Here is a 26,269-nt window from a genome sequence, read left to right as displayed (position 1 = left end):
AAGATGGTAATATTCTCAGCCAAAATGTCTATATATTCCCAAAAATATTTGTATATATCCTGGTTTTTCTGGTTTCTTTTGACGGTATCCTTATCCCCTTTGACAACATAATTGTGCCGTTGCCAGCCGTTGGGCTTCTCCTTTTTTCCTCAATTGGTTTGCCATATACAGATGAGTAGATAGTCTTCTTATAATCAACTCCGGCTGTGTTATCTGTAATAGACATCTGGGCCCAATTTTGCCCAATATCGGGTAAGTAAAAATCTTCTCTCATAGTGGTATTTTCCCCCTTTATATTCTTCGGCACAGGATGAAAGGCAACTAGTTGTCGTCTGGCGGTATAATCCAATAGCAAGGCTAGGGAATGTAAATCATAATCGTGCCTCCTATATTCTGGGTATATTTCCACATAATCCACATACGCTCAATGATTAGGAGAAAGACTATAATCACCCACACATTGCCACAATAAATCACTACCCTCTTCCTAGTAAAAACAGCGAATAATCCCCTTTAAATCGGCACTTGTGCTGTCAGCAAATAGGTATAAATCGCCCTAAGCATAGTCTAACAAATTGAAACCATGACACTCGCTCTAGCCAATTTCAACTAGGGTATATTCATGCTTTGATTCTTTTTCCGACAACTCGTCTAGAAAAATTCTGGCTCCGATACAAGATACTAAAAACTCCTCATCCTAGCTACTTCAAACAACTGTAATTTGAATACCCCCACCCGAATCATTGACAAAAATCCTATCTATGGTATAGTATGGAGTGTGGGCCCCTGTTTTTTAAACATAGAACCCGGGGCAGGTACAAAGTAAATCCGTACCGGCCTGTAATCGTAACCCCCTCCACCCCATACCCTACTCCCTAAACTATAGTGGTACGTTTGCGCATCTCTTTGTAGGATGGCGCGACATTGGTTAGTCCGGCTTTAATCATCTCCTCCTGCAAAAGGGCAAAAAAACGGGTTCTGTCGCTACCTTTGACTACGGCCATGTTGTGGGCCTCAGCGAGAATGACGGGATAGCCAAAACCTTTGTCTACCTGGGTGAGGGTGATACTTAAAGCTTGTTGAAGTAGGGGGAAGTTTCCGGCTACCCACGCAGGAAATTCAATCCTGGCAATCTCCGAGCCTACGTTAAGATAACAAAAGTAAATCTGTTGCGAAGGGCCATAATAGTCAAGAATACGAGAGTTGCTGCGAAATATGGCACTCCTATGGCGCGGCGGGAGGATGTGTTTCCAGAAGGTTACATCCCGTAATGGTTCAATCTTTTGACAGGGGGTTTCCTCTTCTTCCTCGGCACAGTATGATAGACAATCAGGTTGAGCATAGGGGCAAGCTGGAAAACGGAGAAAGTTGATGGCTTCGCTGCTTCGGGAAGCACTCACATAACCTACTAGGGGGATATTGTTTTCTTCCAGTTGTCGCCATGCGGCTAAAATGGGATTCAACACTTCCTCCCGGGCAAGGGAAGGTAAATTTTCTAAGTACCAGTATATCAACGACCCGTCCATTATTGCCAGTTTTGGGGTTTCGGCGTGTCTTTTTACCCACTTGCAGGCCATCTCACTTAAAATCTGCGCTTCTGCAATGTTTCTCTTGTATACCAGCCATTCTTCTGTGCGAATTCCCCATTGCCGCGACTCCTGTAGTTCTTCTGATTTATAATACACCTGGGGGATGCTGTCTAAGAGAGGGTGAAGGTTTTGGTGGTAGTGTAGCATAACACGACCAATATTAATCAGGTAGCAATAGGCAACCTCATGGTGCGAGGGTGCAATTTGTGACCCATCGGTGGAAAATACACTATGGGGCATTGATGCTGGGATTATTTCCACTTTGGTGTCGATAGCTTCTACTGGTGTGGCTGCTGTGAATATGAGGCCATTTTGCCATTGTTGCTGATAAGCTATGAAGGTATCTTGTTTTTTTGCCGCCTCTTGTAGGAGGAAAAAGGCTTCTCCCAGTCTCTGATGACTCCTCCATATTTCCTTTTGGATTTCTTCCCGAATTGCGGGTATTTCTTTCGCTATTTTTCCCAGGTTCAACATTTTCTTGTTACAATTAATGGTTACTGTCTTTCAAATGGTTGTACTATCCAACGGTCACTTGGTGCTAGAGAATAGAAATAAGTTGCCTTAAACTGGCTATGATATTTTTGCCAGATAACAGCTGTGTCTACTTCTACATCCCATTCCTCTTCCAGCTTTCCCTTAATAACTTTCATTGTAACTCCAGTATCCAACAGGTCGTCTACTAGGAGTATTTTGCCCTTAGGGGGAGTAATATAGGATAGACTGCCTACTTGAATATTCTCCTGTTGGTTGTTTTGATTATAACTTTGTACCACCATGGCCGAGATAGGTATTTTCAAGCGACGGGAGATATAGTCTCCTAGATAAAACCCCCCTCTAAGGATACATATTATCTGGGAGTATTGTTTGTTACTAGATAGGATTTGTCCGGTAACAATATTACAATATTGCCAGTACTCATCCCAACCACAAATTAACTCTTTATTATTGTGTCTCATATTCGGAAAGGGCTCATAGTATTTCTTGAAATAACCAGCTAAGTTGCCTACCCTCTTTCGATAATTTTATCAGTAATCCCCGCCATGTTTATTAAAAAAAGACTAATTTTTTTCCTGGCAATACTTCCCCTCACTCTCTGGCTTTTCATTTTCCTAGTTGTCAATATCCTTTGGTATCAAGAAGTAGGTTATTTAAACACCTTTTTGAAGATACTTATTAGCCGGAGAATACTAGAGATAACTGCCTTTCTTATCTCTTTTGCCTTCTTGTGGTCGAATCTCAAATTAGCCCTTCGTCTCAGGGAAGAATACCCCAAAGAGTTGCCTCAATCCCCTGAAATAAAACTATATCTTCTTCTTCCCCTTGGACTTTTCTTTTCTGTTATCATTATCTTGGTTATTTACTTCTTTACTGAATTCTTACTGACCATTTATAGGAATAATCTTTTTCTGCCCAATTTTAGCACTTCATCTATCCCCTTCCAGTTGAAGATTATTGAGGATATACTTGATAACTTTCCCACTCAAATTACTTCGATACTTTCCCTGTTTTTAGTCGGTATTTTCATTATACTAAAAACGGAAATTGCCCTTGAATTGGTAAGCATATTTATAAGCGTTTTAATAGCTATAATAGTCTCCCGCTATTGGGAGAGGTTCCTGCAATTCTTTAATAGTATAGCTTATGGGGAAAAGGATCCCATATTCGGCCTAGACATCAGCTTTTACCTGTTTAAAGTGCCTGTATTACAGATAATTTATATTTGGGTTTTGGTTCTAAACATACTGACAATATCAAAGGTAGTGCTGTTATATCTCTTATCAAACGACAGTATTTCTGAGGGAAGATTTAGGGGTTTTTCCCGCAGCCAACTCCGTCATATTTATGGCTTAGTGTCCCTTTTAATGTTTATATTGTCGGGAGGACATTGGCTCAACCGCTACTTACTTTTATTCTCGTCGGAAGGGGTGGTGTATGGTGCGGGATATACTGACATTCATGTAAATTTACCAAGGGAGACTCTTGCCAGCATCTACACTTTTATTGTGGGGATATGGCTATCATATAAGGCAATAGATAAAGGAGAAAACACCACCTATTATTCCCTGAGAAAAAAGAAAAAAGGTAAGGGAGTTATCTCTTTTTCCCCACTTCCCTTTCTGGTTTATGCAGTGTTATACTCCCTGGGACTATTTTTAGCATTTTTGGTGCAGAAAACCATCGTACAACCAGACGAATTGTCACTGGAGAAACCCTACATCACTAATAATATTAAGGCAACAAGGGCCGCATTTAATTTAGACAAAATAGAAGTGCGAATTTTTGAGCCCCAGGGAAAACTAACACTAGAAGACATCAAGAAAAACCACCTAACCATTGATAACATCCGCCTGTGGGATACTCGTCCTATTCTACAGGCTAACCGCCAATTACAACAAATTCGCCCCTATTATGTATTCGCTGGTGCTGACATCGACCGCTACACCATCAAAAATGATAACCAAGTACCAGAAAATACACAAGTAATCGTAGCCGCAAGGGAGTTGGACACAAAACTATTACCATCACAGGCGCAAACCTGGGTAAACCAACACCTAGTTTACACCCATGGTTATGGTTTAACCATGTCACCGGTAAACCGAGTGGCAGAGGGAGGGTTGCCCTATTATTTTATCAAAGACATTGGCACGGTAGAGGACCCAGGTGCTTTACATTTTACCAGTGAAAATATCCGTCGAAGTCTCCCTCCCTTCAACCCTCGTATTTACTACGGGGAGGCGACTAATGACTACGTGTTGGTGAAAACAAAAGTCAAGGAATTTGATTTCCCTAGTGGAGAAGGCAATGCCTATTACACCTATGACGGCAAGGGAGGTATTGAGATAGGTAATTTTTGGCGTCGTTTAGTGTTTTCCCTCTATCTAAGGGATTGGCGTTTACTTCTCACCCCTAACCTCACTCCTCAAACCCGCATCCTATTCCGTCGCAGTCTTACAGAAAGGCTCAAGGCTATCGCCCCCTTTTTATACTATGATAGGGATCCCTACTTGGTAGTAGCCCAAAAAAATCCCGGTGACAGCAATAACCTCTACTGGATAATAGACGGTTATACCATTTCTGCCTATTACCCCTATTCCGACGGCGGTGACAACAAATTCAATTATATTCGCAACTCTGTGAAGGTGGTCATCAACGCCGAGAATGGGGAAACTAATTTTTATATCAGCGATGAGGAAGATCCTATTATCAGAGTATGGCAGAAAATCTTCCCCCAATTGTTCAAACCTCTTGCCTCAATGCCTGACAGTCTTAGACGGCATCTTCGTTATCCCACTGACTATTTCAACACTCAATCAGAAAGACTACTCACCTATCATGTGACTGACCCTCAGGTATTTTACAACAGAGAGGACCAGTGGCAAATACCAGAAGAAAGTTACGGCAATGAGCCATTAGCCATAGAACCATACTATCTTATCATGAAACTACCTATAGGTAAAGAAGAGGAATTTATCCTCCTACACCCCTATACTCCCATTTCCCGTGCCAATCTTATTGCTTGGTTAGCGGCTCGTTCCGATGGCGACTATTATGGTAAACTACTATTGTACCAGTTCCCTAAAGAAAGACTGGTCTATGGCCCTAATCAGATAGAGGCTTTAATTAATCAAGATCCAGTCATTTCTGGACAAATATCCCTTTGGAATCGTCAAGGGGCAAAAGCTATACAAGGTCATCTTCTTATTATACCCATCGAACAGTCCCTCTTGTATGTGGAGCCCGTATATCTGGAAGCTGACAGAAATAGTGTACCAACCCTGGCGAGAGTAATTGTCGCTTATGACAACCAGATAGTAATGGCAAGCAGCCTTCAGAAGGCTTTAGACATAATCTTTGGCGGCGGCGTGACAGACGAATCCACCATCATTCGCCCGTTTGGAGATATACCCCAGTAGGAGCTCTGTTGGTGGATTCCTGCTAACATATAGCTGTTATTTTGTCCCCGTATGATTGGCTATCTTATTAGGTAAGAAGACAACTGGGAGTCTATAGGTGGGATAAGGGGGGTTTTTTTTCACGTCTACTTTTTTTTTCCCTTTCCCTTGCTATTGTTTTCCCCTTCTCACAATAGGGGCAGGGTACAGGATAATAGTCATAGGAACCAGGATATTCTGATGGCCTTTTTTCTAGTATAATGCCAGTATTCTTGCACCTAAGACAAAATTGTATTGCCATACACATTTTTCCTTCAATTTCCCTTTCTATATCATGGTAGGTGGAAATTATATTGCCATGAGAAATTATGACCCACTTCACTGCTTTTAACAGTGTTTTTTAATAATCTTTTCGAGAAGATTATAAAAGCCTTAAAAACCAGAATAAAACCACACCATTTTGCCGCCCAAGATGAGCAAAATTGTTATGTCAATTTGAAATAAATACCTAGGAGAAAAAGAGCATCGGTGAAAATAGTGCCAATAGTGGCACCGGAAAATACAAAGTAGTGGGTTTCTCGTTTTGCCAACCCCCATACACTGACAGCCAAAAGGAGATTGGCTAAAACTATTGCCCAACTAATACCCCATGGGGTTTGCACTCGAGCCAGACAATGGTGTAGAATGGGGGCCGCTGGGTTGGAATCGTTCACCATCAGCACACGCCAATAAGGGATTAAACCAGTGATGTAGAAGTATAAATCAGTGGCAGTAGTGCCCAACAATGAGCCAAGATAGAAATAATTACCAGTGAGATTCCAGCGGCGAAGAATCCCCCAAATGGCAATAGGTAGGGCGATGCCTTCCAGAGGAAGATGAATGGCGGGATAGTAACGAAACCATCCCCAGTAAATTGAACCACAAAACCAGGTCAGACTAAAACCCCATAGTAAATCACTCCACAGGGGATGACTCTTACGCCACCTAAAACTGACAATCCCCCAAAGCGGGGTTAGTAATAGACTCACCCAGGGTAGTATTCTAACTAAAGGTGCCTGGAAAAATACAGGGATAGACACCAATAATCCCCCCGTCAGTAATATTCTCCACTTAAGATGTCTTTGCCACCACCACAAAAGTGGCAGCCTAAGTGTTATTGTGGTTATTTGGGGCAACAAACTCTGATTTCTCAAGATTCCTTAAAATTTCTTTACTAATCTTTACTAAGTCTTAGAGTATTTTAAACCTAAAGGGGAATTTTGAGCAATTGTTCCTATTGTCCACTTCTAGATGGCTGGCAATTAGGAAAATACTGGTCAAACAAAGAGGATGAAAATAGACTATGATTTGATTGTCATTGGCGACACCAAGGCAGCAATTTTCGCGGTGGAGTATGCCTTACAGTTCGACGCCAAGGTGGCACTTTTTTTAGACAATAAATCCTATAATAATCCTCTAGTCACTATTAGGATGTTAAATGAGTATTGGCAGAACTATCATCATACTACTTGGGAGCATTTTTGCGAATTTAAACAGCTCATATTTCTGGAAAAATTGAATAATCTGCATTCAGTTGGAGTTGATATATACAGAGGTAGCTTTAGGGTAATAAACGGCAAAAAAATCCTACTATCTCTTGAGGGCCTCCTGATTAAATCCTCTGGCATTATCCTAGCAGCTTACCCCTGTTGCGAGTGGCTATATCCCCAATACAATCTTCTTATTAATCATTCTATTGGAGAAATCAATAAACTGGCAAAAGCTGCCGCTAAATTTGTAATATTTGGTGACGATATTGAGGCTATTATCCTGGCACAAAATCTCTCTAATTTTGGCAATAAAGTAACTTTGATTACCCAAAACAAATGCCTGCTTCCAAGTGAAGACGAAGACATATCTTGGCAGTACCAGTTACACCTAGAATCCCAAGGTGTTGATATAAGGCTGGAATCAGAAATAGGAGAACAACTAGAGGTAAATGGAGATAAATTGATCATAACAAGGTTAAAACAGAAAAACAACCAGGCAACTGAATTGTATGAAAACCTTGGTATATGCTGGGATGATAATCGCATCTTGGTGAATGAAAGACTACAAACCCACAACCCGAAAGTATTTGCATGTGGCGAGATATTAGGTGGCTATGATTTAGACAACTTATCCTACCATGAGGCTAGAGTTGCGGTTAACAATAGTCTTTTTCTCCCTTGGCAAAGGATTGACTATAACAACCTTGGCTATTGTCTAAATACTTCCCCCAAAATTACAAGAATCGGCTACTCAGAATACGAAGCAATGGTTTTGTTTGGAAATAACCTAAGAATCTTAAAGTTTCACCTTGACGAGTTAGATTTATTTGTGAAATTTGTTATCAGCAATGACGGCGATATATTGGGTTTTCACTCCTTGGGAGATGGGTTGGAGGAAATTCTAAATATAGTAAACGCAATAAAGCTAAGGAGAGAGAAAATTTCAAGTCTATTCTCCGCTACTTTTGCCGACATCCGCAGCTATAAGATAGTAGAAACCTTGAAAGAAGAGTGGTTGCAACACGCAAAAAAACGCCGGAAAATTATAATGGATACCTGTCAGAATTTCTTTCTGTGGAAACGCACTTTGCTATGATTAGTAATAAGAAAAAACGGGGCTATTTTATAGTGTTTGAGGGGATAGATGGTGCGGGCAGTTCTACCCAGGCATTAATGTTGCAAGAATACTTCAGTCGCTGTCAGCAAAAATCAGTGATAAGCCCCGAGCCCACCCACAGTAAAATAGGAAAACTAATTAGAGAATTCCTCTCAATCCCACCAGCCTTTGCCAGTGAGGAGTTGTTTGAACAACAAATGGCCTATCTTTTCTCCGCCGATAGGCACTATCACCTCTATAATACCACAGATGGTGTCAAAAAAATGGTAGAAGATAATATTCATGTGATCGCTACTCGTTATTATTTTTCCTCCCTTGCCTACAATGCCAGTAACCCTCAACAATACGAGTTTGTCTCTCTTTTAAACAGAAATTTTCCACCACCAGATTTTCTCATCTATTTGGATATTCCCGTGGATGTGGCTTTGGCAAGGATAGAAAACCGCCACAGGAAAGAAGTGTATGAAAACAGGAAAAAACTGCTATTAGTTAGGGAAAACTTTGAGAAAATCCTCAGCAACTATCCTTACCCCCACCTCCGAGTAGATGCCACCAAGAGTAAGCTGGAGATACACCAACAGATAGTTTCTTATCTAGAAACAATTGCTTTTGGTAAAGTATTGTAAAGAAATGGCAATAGGAAATGTCCCTATTGGAGAAAGAAGCAAAGATCTGATATATTCGATTATGGTTGGAGACGGATACGAAAAGGAGAGTGCGTCTCTGGCCGTCAACACAGGAGAGATTAAAACTCTCGAATCCGTGTAGTCATAATTACTTTTAGAGGATTTGTGAATAAACCTAGTTATAGACAAGGGAGAAGAAAAGGTGTTAAATAAACTGTTTGGCTTCGGCAAAAAAAAGGAAGAATACTTTTTAGAATTTAAAAAACCAGAAGAGGGGGAAACAAAAGTTGCTACTGTCGCCGCTGAAAAGAAGGAAAACACGGCGGCTGCGGCTAGTGAGAAGCCGGCAGATTCTGCCACTGTTGTCACTGCTCCAGTTACTCCAGTCCCCGCTAATATAGAAGTAAGTTATGAGCCACCAGAGTGGGTAAAAGCCATTAAGAATTACTCCACCCCCAGTGACAAAAACAAGGAGGAATCCCTCTTTGCCGGCAAGTATATCAGCAATAGTATACCTTTGTCTCGTCGTCGTCCAGGCCCTAGTTTAGCACCTTTTAAGAATATGGCATCTCAACTGGGGAAAAAATAATCATAATCAACTCATAACCTTAGCCATCACTGATACATAGAAATTGATATCAATGATGGCAGTTTCCCCAGTATTTCCTCCTCTGGCAATGAATCCAGACTATTAGTATTCTTAAAGGGGATTAATATGTTGAAGCCTTTTCGCCTACCAATTTTTCCTTTTTCCTTCTTTCTTTCTCTTTTCCTCCTCCTGACTAGTATACTGACTAGTATAATTGTCATGCCCCCTGCTATAGCCGCTGTACCTATAAAGATTACAGACGTATCTTACAAAGAATGTCCACCGGGGGTGGGGGAGGGGAGTGTTACCAGTGGGGGAAATACTATGCCTGCTACATGTTATCTTATCACTGGCAAAGCCCATAACAATTCTGGGAAAACCCTATATGATGCTGATGTTTTTGGGAGAGTATATGATGCCAACAATGAGCCCATTCTACAAAATCGTGGTAGACTAGGTTCGATAGCAGAAGTGCCACCGGGCGTTAGTGATTTTGAGATACGTATTAGTGTACCATCAAATCAGCCCACCCCTCTCAGATTACAACAATTCAAAGCCACCGGCTTTACTGCTAGGGTTACTCCCAGCTTTTAATCTTACCACTATTGCCCCATTTCAGCCCCTATCTCCTGCCAACGTACCATTAAAACCATCCCAGTGTTTTACCAACTCAATCCACAAATTATTCCCTTCTCCCATTGGCTGGTAATTATTATTGGCTTAACAATAACAATAGTAACCCGCCTTTCCCCATCCTCCCAATCCCAGTTTTTTTCAGCCATCCTCTCCCCAACCATTACCCCGCCTCACCCTACCATAGCAAGCTTCTTCCTTTCCCAAACATTTAGGATATATTTAGTTATATTTTTCCCCTTGTATTATATATATTTTCTTATGCTGGAAAAAGCCAGTCTTCTTCTTTCCCCCATTTCTATAACCTTTTTTTTCCTCTTTCCCCACTGACTTATTGCCACTGCAACCTAATCCCTATTTCCCAATTTTTCCTTGACAAAAGAGAGGGGGCTGTGTTAGGATGGTGGTTGTAGGAGGTAGGCGGAGGGACTACCGAGAAACTGGGGCTGTCCCAAATATTAATGACAATAGATATCAAAAATAAAGGAAGGAAGAGGGGGAAGAGAGGGGGACTAGAGCTCGCCGTCGAAGAGACGAATCCAAAGTCTTTCCTCGCCCCGGGCGCCGGTGTAGAATAACAATTCCTGGAGGAGGGAGAGGGCTAGTTGATTTAATTTCTCAGGATGGGAGGCATAAATAGAGACCTTGGCGCGTAGTGGATTCATGCGGCGGAGGAAGTAGGATTGAAAGCGGGAGAAGTAATCCCAAAGGCGGAAGTGATTTTCGGGGGGTAAGCCCTTGTCTTCCATCTGTTGGGAGTAAATAAGTAGTTGGCGGAGGGGGACAACAAATTTTTGGGCGCATCTGACAACAAGGAGAATTAGGGCTTTGAGTTGAGGGAGGGTGAGGATTTCCCTGGTATAACATTTTCGCCAGGGGTTACTGCAACGAAGACGCCAGAGGGAAATTCGATTTTTGATAATGTGATTCAATCCCAACTCCCTAGCTATTGCCAACATTTCCTCTCCTCCACCTATTTGTAAAGCCTCCAGTGCCAACAGGAGTAAATCTAGGTGTTGTTGTACTCGCATCATCCCATTGGCGGGGGGTAGACTAAAATTGGGGATTGGTGCGAGGTTTGCGGCGGGAGGAAATTGGGATTGGCTAGTAACAAGATTGGCGTGGGAGTCAGTCATTAAAATACAGATTGAATTATTCAAAGATAATTTTAGAGAAACACTGGCCAGTTGGCAAATGACTAGCCTTTACTGCCCCTCTACGGCTTGACGATATAATTTGCGTATGGCATTGAGTGCCTTTTGGAGAAAAGGAATGTTGTTATTACCATTAGTCTCCCATTCTTGGAGATGGGTTAAAAGTTTAGCCTCTTGGGTGTGGATGTCGTCATCGCTGTAAACTATGGCACTAATTGACTCCAGAAGGTGTTGAAAATCCGCCTGGCTGGGATTATCTCCAAGATACTCATCCAACCACTGGTAACACTGTTGGGGGTTAATAGCCTTTATTCCCGAGAGTAATGATTTGATTTCCCCATCATCTCCCAACTGATGTTTTGCCACCACTTTTTTCAGGTATTCTCTTTCCTGAGGTTGGATAACGCCATCAATCCAGGCAACACCTATTAAGATTTTTACTAGTAGCCTTGTCTTTTCATTGTTTTTCATGTGCTAATCTCCCTTTCTCAATTTTGCCATAAAGAAGCCATCCAGATGGTGAAGAGGGGGTAGTATAGTAACCATAGACTCGGTTCTACCCTTTTTCTCTGATAGTAGCCAAGAAATCTGACAAAGTTCATCATTTTTTGTTTCCCACTGCCACTGGGGGTGAGACTGCAAAAAGCGAAGGATTATCGCCTCATTTTCTGCCTGATTGAGGGTGCAGGTTGAGTACACTAAAATTCCCCCTTTTTTCACCCATTTACTGCAATTTTCCAACAATTGCCCTTGTAATTCCGTCAAATGTTGAATTTGTTGGGGTTTACGAAGCCAACGAATGTCCGGGTTTCTGTGTAGTATACCCAATCCTGAACAAGGTACATCTATTAACACCCTATCAGCCATCCCTTCCCACTGGTTAAGATGGCGACTATCTCCCTGATGGATTTCCACAGAAGTTAAACCCAACCGTTGGACATTTTCTTGGATTTTGGCAAGGCGTTGGGGGTGATATTCCACAGCTATAATTTTGCCCCTATCCCCCATCAACTCAGCCATATGAGTAGTTTTACCACCTGGCGCGGCACAGGCGTCAATAACTATTTCCCCCGGTTGAGGATTGAGAAAATGTGTTACCAGTTGTGCACTTCCGTCTTGTATAGTAAACCAACCACTTTTGAAGAGGGAAGTCTCTGCCAGATTACCTGCTGGGGATTTTATTCTTAAGGCTTGGGGTAGATATGGGATTGTTTCTGTTTCTATCCCCTCCTCCTGTAGCGTTTCCTGTAGTTTTTCTCTAGTAGTCAAAAGGATATTAACTCTAATATCGATGGTAGGGGTTTGATTGAACCATTGTAAAAGCTCTTCAGTCAGTGAGCCACCAAATTGTTTTTGGAAAAGACTTACTATCCAGTCTGGGAAACTATATTTTACTCCCAGATGGGCTATCCTGTCCGTGGGCAGTACCAAGGGCTCTTGTGTGCTAGACTTGCGAATATAGTTTCTCAAGATAGCATTGACCACTGGTGCTAATTTGCCCAAACCATTTGCCTTAGCCAATTCCACACTGGTGTCGACGGCGGCAAAAGGGGGTATTTTCTCCAGGTAACGTAACTGATATAAACCTATTTGCAGTATAATTCTCAGGGGCAAAGGTTGAGAGGATGCCTTTTTTGTTCCCAGTTGATTGATCAGACTGTCTAGGGTGCGTTTTCTTCTCAAAATACCATATACCAGTTCAGATGCCAGATGTCTGTCTTTAGCCTCAGTGGGGTAATTTTGCAAAATCCTTTCCAACGCCACATCCCCGTAGGCATGGTGTTGGTAAAACTCCTGTAGGGCCAGAAAAGCCACTTGACGAGGATTACTAGTCATCAAGGCTGTATCTCCTTGTGTTGGCCATAAAAACAAAACCTATCCTGGCATAACTGGCAGGCGAGATGAAAGCAGTTGGGAGTACAACCTCTCTAGTTGCGAAACATTATTACTCAGAGTATATTTTTCCACCACCCTATTGCGTGCCTTTCTCCCCAATATCTGAGTCATTTCAGGATGGTCGCAGAAAATAGGCAAAATGGTTTTAAGTTGACTGGCAACCCCCTGAGTGGAAATGACTATGCCAGCCCCAGCTAGTACTTCCCCGTCGGCGCCGGCATCGGTGGCAACACAGGCCAAACCGCACGCCATAGCCTCCAGAAGGGACAGAGACAAACCCTCCACCAGGGAAGGCAAAACGAATACGTCAACACCACGGAGGATGTCGATTCTTTTCTCCTCTTCGGCAATGGCGCCCAGCCAGTGAATGCCATCTCCCTCATTGTACAGCAATTTCAGCGTGGATGCAAGGGGGCCATCGCCTACTAGGAATAATTTTGCCTGACGACTGGCCAAATTCTTCTGCTTCCAGGCTTTTAGGAGAGACTCAACATTTTTCTCTGCGGCGATTCTACCTTGATAGAGAAAGAGGAGGTGATCGGGGTATTGTTGTTTAAAGAGGGACTTTCCAGGGCTATACTTTTGGGTATCAACTCCATTAGGTATTATAGCCAATCTTTCCGGTGGCACTCCCAGTTTTACCAATAAATCCCGTTGTGACTCTGAAAAGACAATAGTTTTGTCATACTTGGCCAAAAAGGGCGCATACAGCTGATAGGTGAGATATTGAGTACTAGAGGTAAGATTACGTAGACGACGATGGAAGGGGGGATGGAAAGTTGCCACTAGGGGTATATTGAGTTTTTGACAAATTTCTGGTAGGCTAAAGTCCAGGGGGGATAGTGTCAGAGAGGCATGTACCAGGTCTGGTTTTAGCTGTTGTAGGGATTGATGGAGGATTTTGCTAGACTTGGGCGCCGGTATTGTGTATATTTGCGACTTGTAAATACATGGCAGGGGCACTTCCTTAGTATGACTGTAGCCCTTAAAGCTACAAAACTCATTGTCATTCTCTTCACTCTCCTGAGTAAAATGGAGAAAAGTGACCTGATGGCCTCTTTCTATCAGGGAGTTGGTGATTTCTCTGCTATAGGTGACGTTGCCACAAAAGGGTGTTTTTTTTCCTAACCAGGCAATATGCATCCGGTTTTAGTTTCTAACGACGGTTAACTTATTTTAAATGTATCTTTGGGCAGTCCAAACGGAATATTTCTTTTTGTCTTAACATAAATAAATAATCTAAGTTGGTCTTCTGGACAAGGGGAGCAGAAAGGGAGAAATTAAGACAAAATAAAGAAGGGGAGTCTAAAAGACCCCGGGAATAGATAAAAAATAACCAATGGATATTATAGGGGAGATAGAATAATGCACATCAGCGAGATAACCCACCCCAATCAGCTACACAAATTGTCCATAAGGGAGTTAGAGGATTTAGCCAAACAAATCAGGGAAAAGCACATACAAACGGTGGCAGCCACTGGCGGACATCTAGGGCCGGGTTTAGGAGTGGTGGAATTGACCTTGGCTTTGTATAAAACTCTAGATTTAGATCGGGATAAAGTCATCTGGGATGTGGGGCACCAAGCTTATGCCCATAAAATGTTAACGGGGCGCTATCACAATTTCCACACCCTCCGACAAAAAAATGGAATTGCAGGATACCTCAGACGTAGCGAGAGCCGATTCGACCATTTTGGTGCTGGACATGCCTCTACCAGCATCTCTGCGGCTTTGGGCATGGCCATCGCCAGAGACATGAAGGGAGAAAACTTCAAGGTGGTGGCCATTATTGGCGATGGGGCTTTAACTGGGGGTATGGCCCTAGAGGCTATCAACCATGCGGGGCATTTGCCTAATACTAACCTCATGGTGGTGTTAAATGACAACGAGATGTCCATTTCTCCCAACGTGGGGGCCATTTCCCGTTACCTAAACAAAGTACGTTTGTCGGAGCCCATACAGTTCATTGCTGGGAATCTAGAAGAACAATTTAAACACCTGCCTCTGTTTGGGGATGGGGAGAATTTATCCGTGGAGATGAAAAACCTGAAAGAGGCCCTAAAACGCCTTGCCATGCCCAAGGTGGGGGCAGTTATTGAAGAGTTAGGCTTCACCTATTTTGGCCCTGTGGATGGCCATAACCTCAGTGAGTTGATAGACACCTTTGAAAAAGCACATCGAGTAAAGGGGCCAGTGTTTGTCCATGTGGCCACCATCAAGGGTAAAGGATACGCCCCCGCCGAGAAAGACAAAGTGGGGTATCATGCCCAAAATCCCTTCAACATAACCACCGGCAAACCCCTTCCCCCCAGCAAGCCACAACCCCCCAGCTACTCCAAGGGGTTTGGCCACACCCTCACCACCCTTGCCTCCCGCAATCCTCGTATTGTCGGTATCACCGCCGCCATGGCCACCGGCACCGGCTTAGATAAACTACAAGAAAAACTACCAAACCAATACATAGATGTGGGCATTGCTGAACAACATGCAGTGACGTTGGCCGCGGGATTGGCCTGTGAGGGGATGCGCCCGGTAGTGGCCATTTATTCCACCTTCCTGCAAAGGGCCTATGACCAGGTAATCCACGATGTATGCATTCAGAAGCTGCCTGTATTCTTCTGCATGGACCGTGCGGGCATTGTGGGGGCAGATGGCCCAACCCACCAAGGCATGTACGACATTGCCTATCTCCGTTGCATCCCCAATATTGTCGTCATGGCGCCTAAGGATGAGGCGGAAATGCAGCGGATGATTGTAACTGGGGTGAATTACACAGAGGGTCCCATAGCCATGCGTTACCCCCGTGGCAGTGGCGTAGGTGTGCCTTTAGCAGAAGACGGTTGGCAGCCGCTGGAAATAGGCAAGGCAGAAGTACTCCGTCACGGAGATGATTTGTTGTTGCTGGGTTATGGTACCATGGTCTATACTGCCCTACAAGTAGCCGAGCTTCTGGGAGAACATGGTATTAGTTCCACTGTCGTCAATGCCCGTTTTGTCAAACCCCTAGACACCGAGTTGATTCTCCCCTTGGCCGAAAAAATCGGCAGGGTGGTAACCCTGGAAGAGGGTTGTCTAATGGGCGGTTTTGGCTCAGCCGTATTGGAAGCCTTGGCCGATGCGGAAATCATGGTCAAAGTAAAACGGTTTGGAGTACCAGATGTTTTGGTGGAACATGCCAAACCAGAGGAATCCCTTGCCGACTTGGGCCTGACTGCGCCCCAGATTGCCGAGAAAATTCTCTCTTCTTGGTTTGCGCCTAAGCCCACTGTTAATGTAGTCTAGAGGCCCATGGGGTTTGTTATCATGGGAATATACTCTATCTAGTCCAGGGGATGGGTGCTCAAGGGCTAATACTGATTGTACTGCTTTGTGCTTTGGGTTTGTTCTATGTGCAAAACCTGACGCCATTAGCCCTTGTTTTCTTAGGTTTTAACCTTCCCACTCTGCCTCTATCCCTCTGGGTAATATCAGCCTTTGCCGCTGGGTTTATCTCCAGTTGGCTTATTAGCCTTCTTAGTTATAGTCCCCCCCTTTTTCCCAAAACCAGTCCTATTTCTCCCCCTTCTCCCCCTCCACCACGGGAAATGGAAGACATACCCTCCTCCAAGCCTGACAGGGAGGCATATCCCTCCCCACAAAACCAACGGAAGGCCACCACAGCCCCAGAAGAGGTGCCCCTTTCATACTACAATAATTACACAGAAGAGTTACCGGGAGATTCAGTGGGACAAAGCCAAAGAGAGACAGACATGACCCCCCACCACGAAGATGAAGAAAAACCCCTGGAGAGGGCGGTAGAAGGGGAAATTAACAAAGATGAGGAGCAGTGGCTAAAACCTAGGCCAGCAGCAACCTATTCCTATACACCCCGGGAGAAGACTGTAATCCGCGTTAAGCCTTCTGATTCCCCCAAGTCTGCCAAAGACTCCCCCGATATTTATGATGCCCCATATCGTCTTATTTCCCCCCCCCTTGACGAGCCTCCCATGGACGAGGATGATGATGATTGGGATTTTTAGGTAGCAGCCAGTGTCTCGATGATTTCTAGGATTTTAGTGTTCCCCTTTCTTTTTCTCTTTTCCTGCCATCCTATACTTGCCCAGTCTCGAGTTTATCATCCCATCCCTCTTTCCCCCAATCAGACTATTACTGATCAACTCACCCTGGAGGATATTCCCACCGGGGATGGGGGTTTTGCCAAGGATTATGTGCTACAGTTGCAAAAGGGGCAACAGATTGCCATAGATGTTATTTCTGAAGAGTTTGACCCCTTGGTAATTCTTATGTCAGAAGACGGTAGTACCCTAGCTGAAAATGACGACGCCCCTGATGGTAGTACTAACGCACTACTATTCACTCGTATACCCCACACCGGCAAGTATATCATCAGAGTGAGGGCCTTTGGCATTACCGGCATTGGCAGTTTTCAGCTCAAGGTTACCCTTCTACAGCCCGTGAAATGATTATAATCATGGACTCCATTGGGGTTTTAATCCGGCAATCGGCAATTCTTCCAAGGAAGGGGAGGGAGAGGCGGCTGTAGGCAATTTTAGCAACCACAACCGGCTACTTACTATCAATTCTGCCGAGTCGGTTACCAAGTCTTCGTTGGTTTCTGCATCTAAACTCTTCCATGCCTTTTTTGGCAGGTCGTTTTCTGTTATTATCTGGTCGAACAACAATCCCAATCCATCTGGAGCCATGCTTATTTTTATGTCTTGATATTTAGGGAGTGCCAGTAGAGGTATAATTTTTCCTGATTTTATGTCTATAGCTACAAAATAGGGTTTTTCTACTATTTCCGTTTCCTTGGTTTTTGCCTCAGTCAGAAGACAAAAAAGTTGTGTCCCGTAATGATTAAATTTACAGTCAATAATAGAGCCATTTGTGTCTAAAAGTTTCTTTTCCAATCCCAGATTATTCACATAGTATAATGAACGAGTGTAAAGAAGATTGGAATTGTCTTGATTGAAGTTGATCATCGCCGCACTGCTTCCATCTTTACTAAAGGTTAAAACCTGTCCGTATCTTGGAAGGAAATTGACTATTTTGTTCTGTTTATCCCCCGTGATAGGGATTATGGCGATTCCTTGCCCTCTTGCAATTGCTACCGCTTTTCTATCGGGAGTAACTAAAAAATCTCCCCCCTCACTGTCTATCTTTTCCGGTGACTTATTCCCCTCAATTTTCCACAGTCCGAAATCCCTTGGATCATCTATTTTTATTCTCTGTACTAGCAGTATTTCTTGATTCTCTCCCGCTAAATCAAACCTGTTGTTTTGATACTCTTTTCCGTCTAACAGTAATCTTAATTGACCCGGTATTTTTGTTTCAAAGTCCTTGGATAATCCCGTGGTCACCTCGTATATGTCTATCTGTTTGTAATTGGGATCTTTGTTATCCTCATTGATGGCAGAGAAGACTATTTTCTCACTGTCGTCGGTAAATTTAAAATCCAGTACTGTCAGGTTTTCTGGGGTTAGTATTGTCTTATTTTGTTTAGTCAAATTGGTTAGAACAAGTCTACCACTCTCCTCTCCCTGAATACCGATATAGGCAAAGGCTCTATCCCTACTCTGAAATTCTGCCACAAATGGTTCCATCTCTAACCCCAATTTTTGAGCCCTGAATTTCTCTCTGGCATTTTTCAGGGATAGGCGATAATTTCTGCCATAGGGTATTACCTGATTTAAGGTGTAAACCAAACGTCTACCAGACCAACTTATTTTACCATCTAGTGGGGGTTCTATTTTTAAATTTTCCTCCACATCTTCCTGTGACATTGGCCTGTCAAATTCTAAGTAAAAAGCCTGATCCATCGCCCCCACTTTTTTGTTATGCCAGCTAAATTCTTTTACCCTGGGCCTGTGGTTAAATATACATTTTGTCTCGTCACATATCCTGTTCCCATTTAACAGAAGCACTATGGCAATGGTCAAGGTGAAAATTGTGGCAAAACACACCCTGTCCAAGGGCTCATTCAAATAACTTCTAACATTCATTTCTCGGAGCCGCAACTACATCAACTCTACATTCTTTTTCTGGTAGTAATCAAAGAGACTTATCTGTTCCATTCTAATGCCTAAATTGAGTTTATCTCCTATCCTAAAAGAGTAATCCTCAAACAATTTTACCTGCAGGAGCATGTCAGAATCCTCGGCGACGGTAACAGTTAAAATTACCTCTGCCCCCAGAGGCTCAATGAGTCGGATTATAACAGGAATAGCTCCTTCGGAATTCTGGGACAAATAGAAAGATTCTGGCCTGATTCCTAGCCATATTTTCTCATAGTTGTAGTTGGCTAAAACCTGCTGCCATTGGGGAGTTAATTCTATCTTGAAACAGGGATGAATTAGAAGATTAGGCCTTTCATATTTTAGCTCTAACAAATTCATAGGAGGACTGCCAATAAATTGGGCAACAAAAGTATTAACCGGTTGTCGGTATACAGACATAGGTGTGGCTATTTGTTGAATTTCCCCCTTGTTTATAACCGCAATCCTATCCCCCATCGTCATGGCTTCCGTCTGATCGTGTGTAACATAAATGGTAGTGACCCCTAACTGTCTTTGCAATTGTAGAATTTGTAATCGTGTTTCTGTCCTCAATTTGGCATCCAGGTTGGATAATGGTTCATCCATGAGGAATACCTTGGGATTTCTTGCAATTGCCCTTCCTAAAGCCACTCTCTGTTTTTGTCCACCAGACAGTTGTTTTGGCATTCTATCTAACAGGTGTTCTATTTGTAACATTTTAGCTACTTCCATCACCCGGGCGGAAATAGCTTTTTCCTTCGCAGACACATAACGCCACTGGCTAGGCAAGAAAGAGGTAATAAGGGAAAGGAATTTGTCTTGCCAGGATTCCGGAGGGAGTTTTTCCTTATTCATCCTCCTCAAGCCAAAGGCAATGTTGTCATACACCCTCATGTGAGGGTAAAGGGCATAATTCTGGAAAACCATGGCAACATTTCTCGCCTTTGGTGGCAAGTCGTTAACACACACCTCGTCTATCCATATTTTTCCTGCCGTCACCGACTCTAAGCCAGCTATTAGACGCAATAGAGTACTTTTACCACATCCAGAGGGCCCCACTAACACCATAAATTCCCCATCCTGGATGTCTAGATTAATACCCTTCAACACCCAGCTGCTATTCTGTGACAATTCTGGGTTGTCTGGGCTGTTTATCTTTTGTTCACTATAGGTTTTATAAAGATTCTCTATTTTTACCCTTGCCAAGACTCTTCCCCTCACTGCCATCTTCAAGGTTCAGATTATAACACATATTTTATTTTTGGAGCTATTTTCCTCTTTCTTTTTTTACTCGTGCCCTTAAAATTTTCTGAAAATATTCAGCCTATTTTGTTACAATATAATATAGTTTTATGAGGCCAAGAATATGAAAATTGCCACCTGGAATGTCAATTCAATCCGGACTCGCAAACAACAGGTGAGGGATTGGTTGTCTCAACAGGACGTTGACATATTGTGTGTGCAAGAAACAAAAGTTACCGACGAAGAATTCCCAAAAGATTACTTTGAAGAAACGGGGTATAAATGTTATTTTTATGGCCAAAAGTCCTATAACGGAGTAGCTATTTTAAGTCGAAGTAGCCTGGAATGCCTATACGGTTTTTCCGGTGTAATTCCTGGGGAAAACAGCAGTATTCTAGACAAACAAAGAAGATTAATGGCAGCCAAGATAGGGGAAATTATAATCGTCAACGTTTATGTGCCCAACGGAAACTCTGTGGATTCTGAAAAGTACCATTATAAGTTAAACTGGCTAGCTAATTTGCGAAGATATTTAGAAGTTTTGAAGGAGAAACATGGGGATAAAATCATAATGTGTGGAGATTTTAACATTGCCCCAGAGGACATTGACATCTACAACCCTCAGGGAAAAGAAAATCACATAATGGCTTCGGAAAAAGAGAGAAAGGCCCTAAAGAGAATACTAGACTTAGGTTTCATCGACATTTTCAGAAAATTCAGAAAGGAGGGGAACAATTTTACCTGGTGGGATTACCGACAGAATGGTTTTGTAAGAAATCGCGGCTGGCGGATTGACCACATTTATGTTACTTCGGCCCTGGAAGAAGAAGTCTTAGACTGTCATATTGACATTTACCCCAGGAAACTGGAAAAACCAAGTGATCACGCCCCTGTAATTTGTAATTTGTAATATGCAGTTTTTTGTACAATTTAGAAGAGATATGGTATTATATTGGAGGTAAATTTTAACCGCCACTTTTGTAAAGTTATTCCTACAATTACATGGCGAATCCTTCTTTCTCCCACATTTTAATTGGTTGTCCTGCGAGCGGCAAGTCTACTCTGGCTCAATACTTAAAAAAGAAACAGAGTAGCTGTGAAATTGTGGCTACAGATGAAATAAGAAAAAAGTTATTCGGCGACGAAAACATCCAAGGAGACTGGCCAACAATTGCCAAAGAAGCATACCAACAAATCCACGAGCTGATTAAGAATGGGAGGGGGGTTATTTATGATGCCACAAATGCAAAGCCATCCTGGCGAATTGAATTGTTGATGCATCTAAAAAAGTACGAGAAAATAAACTGGATAGGCTGGTATTTAAAAACTCCTCTCCAGGTGTGTTTAGAGTGGAATAGGAAACGAAAAAGACAAGTGCCAGACGAGGTAATCACAGCAATGTTTTTGTCATTAGAAAATTCCCCCCCTAAAAGGGAAGAGGGTTTTTTTGAAGTCTATGAAGTACCCTTTTTGGAGGGAAACTTAGCAATTTCAAAAATAGATAATATTCTAGAGAATTTAGCCAAAGGGGCAACGGACATGGAAATAGGGGTTAAATTATCCTTAGGAACAAATAGTGGCTAAAAGAGACAATGAAAGCAATAATGGTAGTGGGGACAGCTTCCCATACAGGTAAATCATCCCTGGTGACAGCCTTGTGTCGAATAATGTGGCGACAGGGGTGGTTGGTAACGCCTTTTAAAGGGCAAAATATGGCCTTGAATGCCTATGTTACCCCCAGTGGCGGCGAAATCGGATACGCACAGGCTTTACAGGCTTGGGCGGCTAAAACTATCCCCAGGGTGGAAATGAATCCCATTCTCCTCAAACCCCAGGGCCATATGACTTCCCAGGTGATTATAAAAGGGAAACCAGTGGGGGTGACTAATGCCAAAGACTACTACCAAAACTATTTTGACCTTGGCTGGCAGGCCATTACCGAATCTATTTCTGTACTATCTGAAGAATATAACATGATTATAGCAGAGGGGGCGGGAAGTCCGGTGGAGGTGAATCTGAAACATAGAGACTTAACCAACATGCGGGTGGCGAAATACTTAAAGGCGGACACGATCCTAGTAGGGGATATAGAAAAGGGGGGCGTTTTTGCCCACATTGTGGGGACATTACAATTATTGGAACCAGAAGAGCGGGCTTTAGTCAAGGGGATAGTCATAAACAAATTCAGGGGGGACATGTCTATACTCCAGCCGGGGATAAAATGGTTACGGGATTACACCAAGATTCCAGTGTTGGGTGTTATACCCTGGTTTGACTGCCATATACCTGCAGAGGATTCTTTAAGTTTGTTGGAGCGTAGTAACAAGAAGACAAAATATCAGTTAAGAATAGTAATTATCAGGTTGCCCCATATTTCTAATTTTACCGACTTTGATCCCCTAGAAACAGAAGACAGTGTTTTGGTAGAATATCTTGAACCCGGGAAGCCATTGGGCCATCCGGATGCGGTAATCCTTCCTGGTAGTAAAAATACTATTTCTGACTTGGAATTATTACATAGTAGTGGAACTGCAAGACAAATTCAAGAGTATGTGGCGGCGGGAGGCACTGTTTTTGGCATTTGTGGTGGCTTTCAGATGTTGGGGCATGAAGTGTTAGACCCAAACCATATTGAGGGATTGACGGAGAAATGTCAAGGGTTGAACTTATTGCCCCTTCGTACAGTTTTAAGGCCAGAGAAAATCACCCGTCAACGGGAAACCACTGCCTTACAACCCCATGAGGGTTTACCCATAGACGGTTACGAAATACATCAAGGCTATACGGAAATAATTCCGTCTCTAGCAAAGGAGTGGAAACTGAAATGCCAACAGTTATTCCAGGATTCCAGTCTGGGGATGGTGACAGAAAATCAGCTGGTATGGGGGTGTTATCTTCATGGTATATTTGACAATGGGCCTTGGCGTCGGGCATGGTTGAATATTTTAAGGAAGAAACGAGGATTACCCTGTTTGCCTACGGGAATCCCCAATTTCCGACAACAGCGAGAGAGGATTCTCGACACCTTAGCCGACTTGGTAGCAGAGAATTTAGACCTGACCCCAATTATAGGATAACACGTTGGTTAAAAAGAACGGGTCTTAGAGGCCCAAATGCGGGAAGACAAACCCCAAATGTAGATAAACCCCTCTGCCGCCCTGTGGTCAAACTTGTCGTCTTCACCGTAGGTAGCCAGGGAGGGGGTGTATAGGGAGTTGTCTGATTGTCTCCCCACAATTATGGCATTACCCTTATGGAATTTCACTCTTACTACCCCACTCACCCTTTCCTGAGTCTTATCGATGAAGACATCCAAAGCCTCTTTTAGGGGACTATACCACAACCCCTCATAAACCAGACGGCTATAGGTCAAATCTACCTGAGCTCGCTTATAATGGGTGACATCACTAGTAAGAGTAAGACTTTCTAAATCCTCATGTGCCTTTATCAACACTAACAGGGCAGGGGTTTCATAGATTTCTCTAGATTTTATCCCCACCACCCTGTTTTCTATCATATCGATTCTCCCAACTCCATGATTACCCGCGATTTCATTTAGCCTACCTATTAGTTCCACGGGGGGGAGGGTTTCGCCATCTAAAGCCACAGGTATTCCCTTTTCAAAGGTGATTTCCACATACTGAGGCTCATTGGGTGCATCTTGGATGGACTTTGTCAATAGGTATATTTCCTCAGGAGGCTCGTTCATGGGATTTTCTAGAGGCCCAGCTTCGATACTACGTCCCAAAAGGTTACGATCTATACTATAAGGAGAGGATTTTTTAACAGGAAATTCAATCCCATATTTCTCCCCATAGGCGATAGTCTCTTCCCTACTCATGCCCCATTCCCTAGCGGGTGCTAGGATTTTTAGGGAGGGGTTTAAGGTGGCAATACCCAAGTCAAATCTTACCTGATCATTGCCTTTGCCTGTACAACCATGGGCTACGGCATCCGCGCCATACTTTTCTGCCGTTTCTACCAACAGTTTAGCAATTAGAGGACGAGCCAAGGCGGTGGAGAGGGGATAACGGTTTTCATACAGGGCGTTGGCTTTAATGGCGCGATAGGCATACTGGGTGACGAATTCCTCTTTAGCGTCTATTACCAAAGACTCATCCGCCCCACATTTTAACGCCTTCTGTTGAATAGACTGTAATTCATCCCCCTGTCCTAGGTCCACTGCCAGGGTAATTACCTCTTTTACCCCCCATTCATGTTTTAGGTAGGGTATACACACAGAAGTGTCTACACCGCCGGAATAAGCTAATACTACCTTGTTGGCACGACTCATGATCCCTTAAATCTCCTCAAATACCTGCTTATTTTAACAAGAAGTGTATTGTTTCCCAATCCCATGGATTTGTATCCAGTGTGACGACATCTTATGACAATTACAGTTGATGTAAAGAAACATTAAGTGGTTTAGCTATAATGGCCCATAACGCGGCGTTAAGGGAGGGTGTGATGAAGAATAGCGGCTATAGCCTAAGATGGCATGAGAAAATCAGCGAGATACCCCAATCAGCCTGGGATGAGATGGCATTACCGTTAAAGACTCCCTTTTTGGAGTGGGAATGGTTAAACAATTTGGAGACTTCCGGGAGTGTAAAAGGCAGTGTAGGCTGGCAACCCTGTCATCTCACGGTATGGAAGGGTAATCAACTGGTGGCCGCTGCCCCTTTATATATTAAGACACACAATTACGGGGAGTTTGTATTTGACCACCAGTGGGCCGATTTAGCTTATCGTTTAGGTATACGCTATTTTCCCAAATTAGTGGGGATGACCCCCTTTACCCCCGCAGTGGGTTATCGTTTTTTGATAGCTAGTGACGAGGATGAGTGGCAAATTACCGAGATGATGGTTGCCGCCATTGACCGTTTTTGCATTAATAATAAACTATCCGGTTGCAATTTCCTTTTTGTTGACCCAGAATGGGGGGAAATTATTTCTCAATTTGGTTTCTGTGGCTGGTTACATTATAGTTATATCTGGTCTAACCAAAACTTCCAATCCTTTGACGATTTTTTGCGGATTTTTAGTTCAGATCAGAGAAAAAATATAAAAAGGGAAAGGAGAATTGTCGAAAAAACCGGCCTTATTTTAAAACCGTTGATGGGGGAAGAAATACCTCATTTTTTGTACCCGGAAATCTATAGTTTTTATAGTAGCACTTGTGACAAATTCTATTGGGGAAGCAAATATCTAACCAAGAGATTTTTTGAGCAACTATATCCCAATTATTCCCACCGGGTGTTGTTAATGGTGGCATACCGTCAAGAAGACTTACACCATCCAGTGGGCATGTCTTTTTGTATTCGCAAAGGGGAAAATCTATATGGGCGTTATTGGGGGGCAACTCAAGAGTATAACTGTCTTCACTTTGAAACATGCTATTATAAACCCATAGAGTGGGCAATAGAAAATGGAATACAAATGTATGACCCTGGGGCCGGGGGGAGTCATAAACGCCGTCGCGGCTTCCCGGCAACCCCCAACTACAGTTTCCACCGTTTCTATCACCCCAGGATGCAGGCAATTTTAAACCACTACATTGACAAAATTAACGCGGCTACCATGGAGGAAATCAAGGCTATCAATGAGGATTTACCCTTCAACAAACAAGAAATCCAACTGAATATTATTTGATTTCCCAATCCCTCTTACACCTTCCACCCCCACATTCCTAAGGCAGCCCTACATTTTTCTCTCATATTGCTATTATTTTTCAACAGCTCGTTGCAATTACTCAAGTGATTATCATTTTAGTTAGGCTCGGTCACCCCTGCCGATGGTCATTATTTTTGGTTTTTGGGGTATGGCAGCATTAGTGTCACTAACACCCATCTTATCTCCCTATAATCCTCTAAAAGCTTAATGGCGCCTTTCTTATTCTCCTCCTTGCTTATTTTTTCCCCCTTCCCTTCTTTTATTCCTTTTTTCCCTTGACACTCCCTCCCTTT

Annotated in this window: 24 protein-coding genes; 12 read left to right on the top strand and 12 right to left on the bottom strand. The window is 43.0% G+C overall.

Annotated features, from left to right (window positions below; genetic code table 11):
- Positions 1 to 28: 28 nt before the first annotated feature.
- From IGQ44_06945 to IGQ44_06935, 3 genes are all read right to left on the bottom strand, one after another.
- Positions 29 to 274 (bottom strand): hypothetical protein, encoded by a 246-nt coding sequence (locus tag IGQ44_06945; GenBank protein ID HIK37708.1) that lies wholly within the window; start codon positions 272 to 274, stop codon positions 29 to 31.
- 601 nt (positions 275 to 875) lie between these two features.
- Positions 876 to 2,063: a DNA double-strand break repair nuclease NurA gene (locus IGQ44_06940; protein HIK37707.1), complete on the bottom strand. Its 1,188-nt coding sequence runs from the start codon at positions 2,061 to 2,063 to the stop codon at positions 876 to 878.
- A 20-nt stretch (positions 2,064 to 2,083) separates the two neighbouring features.
- Positions 2,084 to 2,545: a phosphoribosyltransferase gene (locus IGQ44_06935; protein HIK37706.1), complete on the bottom strand. Its 462-nt coding sequence runs from the start codon at positions 2,543 to 2,545 to the stop codon at positions 2,084 to 2,086.
- Between the two features lie 84 nt (positions 2,546 to 2,629).
- On the opposite strand from IGQ44_06935, the gene IGQ44_06930 reads away from it, so the two are divergent.
- Positions 2,630 to 5,503: a UPF0182 family protein gene (locus IGQ44_06930; GenBank protein HIK37705.1), complete on the top strand. Its 2,874-nt coding sequence runs from the start codon at positions 2,630 to 2,632 to the stop codon at positions 5,501 to 5,503.
- A 91-nt stretch (positions 5,504 to 5,594) separates the two neighbouring features.
- Here IGQ44_06930 and IGQ44_06925 read toward each other — a convergent pair whose 3' ends face one another.
- Together IGQ44_06925 and IGQ44_06920 are read right to left on the bottom strand one after the other, a co-directional pair.
- Entirely contained in the window at positions 5,595 to 5,864 is a 270-nt protein-coding gene (locus IGQ44_06925; protein HIK37704.1) for a hypothetical protein, read from the bottom strand.
- Positions 5,865 to 5,967: 103 nt separating this feature from the next.
- Positions 5,968 to 6,675, bottom strand: coding sequence for a DUF3120 domain-containing protein (locus tag IGQ44_06920; GenBank protein ID HIK37703.1), 708 nt, complete (start codon positions 6,673 to 6,675; stop codon positions 5,968 to 5,970).
- A 136-nt stretch (positions 6,676 to 6,811) separates the two neighbouring features.
- On the opposite strand from IGQ44_06920, the gene IGQ44_06915 reads away from it, so the two are divergent.
- From IGQ44_06915 to IGQ44_06900, 4 genes are all read left to right on the top strand, one after another.
- Complete coding sequence (locus IGQ44_06915; GenBank protein HIK37702.1) at positions 6,812 to 8,107, top strand: NAD(P)/FAD-dependent oxidoreductase; 1,296 nt, start codon at positions 6,812 to 6,814, stop codon at positions 8,105 to 8,107.
- Positions 8,104 to 8,754 carry a dTMP kinase gene (gene tmk, locus IGQ44_06910; GenBank protein HIK37701.1) on the top strand — a complete coding sequence of 217 codons (651 nt, stop codon included), beginning with the start codon at positions 8,104 to 8,106 and terminating at the stop codon, positions 8,752 to 8,754. The genes IGQ44_06915 and tmk overlap by 4 nt, the downstream gene beginning before the upstream one ends.
- Before the next feature lie 202 nt (positions 8,755 to 8,956).
- A complete protein-coding gene (locus tag IGQ44_06905; protein HIK37700.1) occupies positions 8,957 to 9,343 on the top strand; it encodes a hypothetical protein in 387 nt (128 codons plus the stop codon).
- A gap of 126 nt (positions 9,344 to 9,469) precedes the next feature.
- Positions 9,470 to 9,937 (top strand): hypothetical protein, encoded by a 468-nt coding sequence (locus IGQ44_06900; protein HIK37699.1) that lies wholly within the window; start codon positions 9,470 to 9,472, stop codon positions 9,935 to 9,937.
- 551 nt (positions 9,938 to 10,488) lie between these two features.
- Here IGQ44_06900 and IGQ44_06895 read toward each other — a convergent pair.
- The 4 genes from IGQ44_06895 to IGQ44_06880 form a co-directional block, all read right to left on the bottom strand.
- Positions 10,489 to 11,112: a DUF3038 domain-containing protein gene (locus tag IGQ44_06895; GenBank protein ID HIK37698.1), complete on the bottom strand. Its 624-nt coding sequence runs from the start codon at positions 11,110 to 11,112 to the stop codon at positions 10,489 to 10,491.
- 69 nt (positions 11,113 to 11,181) lie between these two features.
- Entirely contained in the window at positions 11,182 to 11,601 is a 420-nt protein-coding gene (locus tag IGQ44_06890; protein HIK37697.1) for a TerB family tellurite resistance protein, read from the bottom strand.
- 3 nt (positions 11,602 to 11,604) lie between these two features.
- Complete coding sequence (locus IGQ44_06885) at positions 11,605 to 12,966, bottom strand: 16S rRNA (cytosine(967)-C(5))-methyltransferase (protein ID HIK37696.1); 1,362 nt, start codon at positions 12,964 to 12,966, stop codon at positions 11,605 to 11,607.
- Positions 12,967 to 13,005: 39 nt separating this feature from the next.
- Positions 13,006 to 14,169: a glycosyltransferase family 4 protein gene (locus tag IGQ44_06880; GenBank protein ID HIK37695.1), complete on the bottom strand. Its 1,164-nt coding sequence runs from the start codon at positions 14,167 to 14,169 to the stop codon at positions 13,006 to 13,008.
- Between the two features lie 222 nt (positions 14,170 to 14,391).
- Here IGQ44_06880 and IGQ44_06875 point away from each other — a divergent pair, with 222 nt between their 5' ends.
- The 3 genes from IGQ44_06875 to IGQ44_06865 are packed head-to-tail and all read left to right on the top strand — an operon-like array spanning position 14,392 to position 17,489.
- The gene (locus IGQ44_06875; GenBank protein ID HIK37694.1) at positions 14,392 to 16,308 is read left to right on the top strand and encodes a 1-deoxy-D-xylulose-5-phosphate synthase; all 1,917 of its coding nucleotides are present in this window, start codon (positions 14,392 to 14,394) and stop codon (positions 16,306 to 16,308) included.
- Between the two features lie 50 nt (positions 16,309 to 16,358).
- On the top strand, positions 16,359 to 17,045 hold the full coding sequence (locus IGQ44_06870; GenBank protein HIK37693.1) for a LapA family protein: 687 nt from the start codon (positions 16,359 to 16,361) through the stop codon (positions 17,043 to 17,045).
- A gap of 18 nt (positions 17,046 to 17,063) precedes the next feature.
- Entirely contained in the window at positions 17,064 to 17,489 is a 426-nt protein-coding gene (locus IGQ44_06865) for a PPC domain-containing protein (GenBank protein HIK37692.1), read from the top strand.
- Positions 17,490 to 17,495: 6 nt separating this feature from the next.
- Here IGQ44_06865 and IGQ44_06860 read toward each other — a convergent pair whose 3' ends face one another.
- A complete protein-coding gene (locus IGQ44_06860; GenBank protein HIK37691.1) occupies positions 17,496 to 19,028 on the bottom strand; it encodes a hypothetical protein in 1,533 nt (510 codons plus the stop codon).
- Positions 19,029 to 19,043: 15 nt separating this feature from the next.
- Positions 19,044 to 20,267: an ABC transporter ATP-binding protein gene (locus IGQ44_06855; GenBank protein ID HIK37690.1), complete on the bottom strand. Its 1,224-nt coding sequence runs from the start codon at positions 20,265 to 20,267 to the stop codon at positions 19,044 to 19,046.
- 160 nt (positions 20,268 to 20,427) lie between these two features.
- Here IGQ44_06855 and xth point away from each other — a divergent pair, with 160 nt between their 5' ends.
- The 3 genes from xth to cobQ all read left to right on the top strand — a co-directional run bounded on the left by xth (position 20,428) and on the right by cobQ (position 23,380).
- Complete coding sequence (gene xth, locus IGQ44_06850; GenBank protein HIK37689.1) at positions 20,428 to 21,213, top strand: exodeoxyribonuclease III; 786 nt, start codon at positions 20,428 to 20,430, stop codon at positions 21,211 to 21,213.
- A 92-nt stretch (positions 21,214 to 21,305) separates the two neighbouring features.
- On the top strand, positions 21,306 to 21,887 hold the full coding sequence (locus IGQ44_06845; protein ID HIK37688.1) for an AAA family ATPase: 582 nt from the start codon (positions 21,306 to 21,308) through the stop codon (positions 21,885 to 21,887).
- 8 nt (positions 21,888 to 21,895) lie between these two features.
- A complete protein-coding gene (gene cobQ / locus IGQ44_06840; GenBank protein HIK37687.1) occupies positions 21,896 to 23,380 on the top strand; it encodes a cobyric acid synthase CobQ in 1,485 nt (494 codons plus the stop codon).
- Positions 23,381 to 23,388: 8 nt separating this feature from the next.
- On the opposite strand, the gene IGQ44_06835 is transcribed toward cobQ, so the two are convergent.
- Positions 23,389 to 24,597, bottom strand: a complete 1,209-nt coding sequence (locus IGQ44_06835; GenBank protein HIK37686.1) for an argininosuccinate synthase — start codon at positions 24,595 to 24,597, stop codon at positions 23,389 to 23,391.
- A gap of 173 nt (positions 24,598 to 24,770) precedes the next feature.
- Between IGQ44_06835 and IGQ44_06830 the strand changes: the two genes are divergently transcribed.
- Complete coding sequence (locus tag IGQ44_06830) at positions 24,771 to 25,955, top strand: N-acetyltransferase (GenBank protein ID HIK37685.1); 1,185 nt, start codon at positions 24,771 to 24,773, stop codon at positions 25,953 to 25,955.
- Positions 25,956 to 26,269 lie beyond the last annotated feature (314 nt).

It is taken from the genome of Geminocystis sp. M7585_C2015_104, from assembly GCA_015295805.1.
Taxonomy (GTDB): Bacteria; Cyanobacteriota; Cyanobacteriia; order Cyanobacteriales; family Cyanobacteriaceae; genus DVEF01.
This window is presented reverse-complemented; position numbering and strand designations above follow the sequence as displayed.

Excerpts from the sequence above, each read along its gene's own strand:
- IGQ44_06870 (HIK37693.1), top strand. The coding sequence starts at position 16,359 with ATGGGTGCTCAAGGGCTAATACTGATTGTACTGCTTTGTGCTTTGGGT.
- IGQ44_06845 (HIK37688.1), top strand. The coding sequence starts at position 21,306 with ATGGCGAATCCTTCTTTCTCCCACATTTTAATTGGTTGTCCTGCGAGC.
- IGQ44_06940 (HIK37707.1), bottom strand. The coding sequence starts at position 2,063 with ATGTTGAACCTGGGAAAAATAGCGAAAGAAATACCCGCAATTCGGGAA.
- IGQ44_06915 (HIK37702.1), top strand. The coding sequence starts at position 6,812 with ATGAAAATAGACTATGATTTGATTGTCATTGGCGACACCAAGGCAGCA.
- IGQ44_06930 (HIK37705.1), top strand. The coding sequence starts at position 2,630 with ATGTTTATTAAAAAAAGACTAATTTTTTTCCTGGCAATACTTCCCCTC.
- tmk (HIK37701.1), top strand. The coding sequence starts at position 8,104 with ATGATTAGTAATAAGAAAAAACGGGGCTATTTTATAGTGTTTGAGGGG.
- IGQ44_06895 (HIK37698.1), bottom strand. The coding sequence starts at position 11,112 with ATGACTGACTCCCACGCCAATCTTGTTACTAGCCAATCCCAATTTCCT.
- IGQ44_06875 (HIK37694.1), top strand. The coding sequence starts at position 14,392 with ATGCACATCAGCGAGATAACCCACCCCAATCAGCTACACAAATTGTCC.
- IGQ44_06860 (HIK37691.1), bottom strand. The coding sequence starts at position 19,028 with ATGAATGTTAGAAGTTATTTGAATGAGCCCTTGGACAGGGTGTGTTTT.
- xth (HIK37689.1), top strand. The coding sequence starts at position 20,428 with ATGAAAATTGCCACCTGGAATGTCAATTCAATCCGGACTCGCAAACAA.
- IGQ44_06830 (HIK37685.1), top strand. The coding sequence starts at position 24,771 with ATGAAGAATAGCGGCTATAGCCTAAGATGGCATGAGAAAATCAGCGAG.
- IGQ44_06835 (HIK37686.1), bottom strand. The coding sequence starts at position 24,597 with ATGAGTCGTGCCAACAAGGTAGTATTAGCTTATTCCGGCGGTGTAGAC.
- IGQ44_06865 (HIK37692.1), top strand. The coding sequence starts at position 17,064 with ATGATTTCTAGGATTTTAGTGTTCCCCTTTCTTTTTCTCTTTTCCTGC.
- IGQ44_06880 (HIK37695.1), bottom strand. The coding sequence starts at position 14,169 with ATGCATATTGCCTGGTTAGGAAAAAAAACACCCTTTTGTGGCAACGTC.
- IGQ44_06890 (HIK37697.1), bottom strand. The coding sequence starts at position 11,601 with ATGAAAAACAATGAAAAGACAAGGCTACTAGTAAAAATCTTAATAGGT.
- IGQ44_06900 (HIK37699.1), top strand. The coding sequence starts at position 9,470 with ATGTTGAAGCCTTTTCGCCTACCAATTTTTCCTTTTTCCTTCTTTCTT.
- cobQ (HIK37687.1), top strand. The coding sequence starts at position 21,896 with ATGAAAGCAATAATGGTAGTGGGGACAGCTTCCCATACAGGTAAATCA.
- IGQ44_06945 (HIK37708.1), bottom strand. The coding sequence starts at position 274 with ATGAGAGAAGATTTTTACTTACCCGATATTGGGCAAAATTGGGCCCAG.
- IGQ44_06885 (HIK37696.1), bottom strand. The coding sequence starts at position 12,966 with ATGACTAGTAATCCTCGTCAAGTGGCTTTTCTGGCCCTACAGGAGTTT.
- IGQ44_06935 (HIK37706.1), bottom strand. The coding sequence starts at position 2,545 with ATGAGACACAATAATAAAGAGTTAATTTGTGGTTGGGATGAGTACTGG.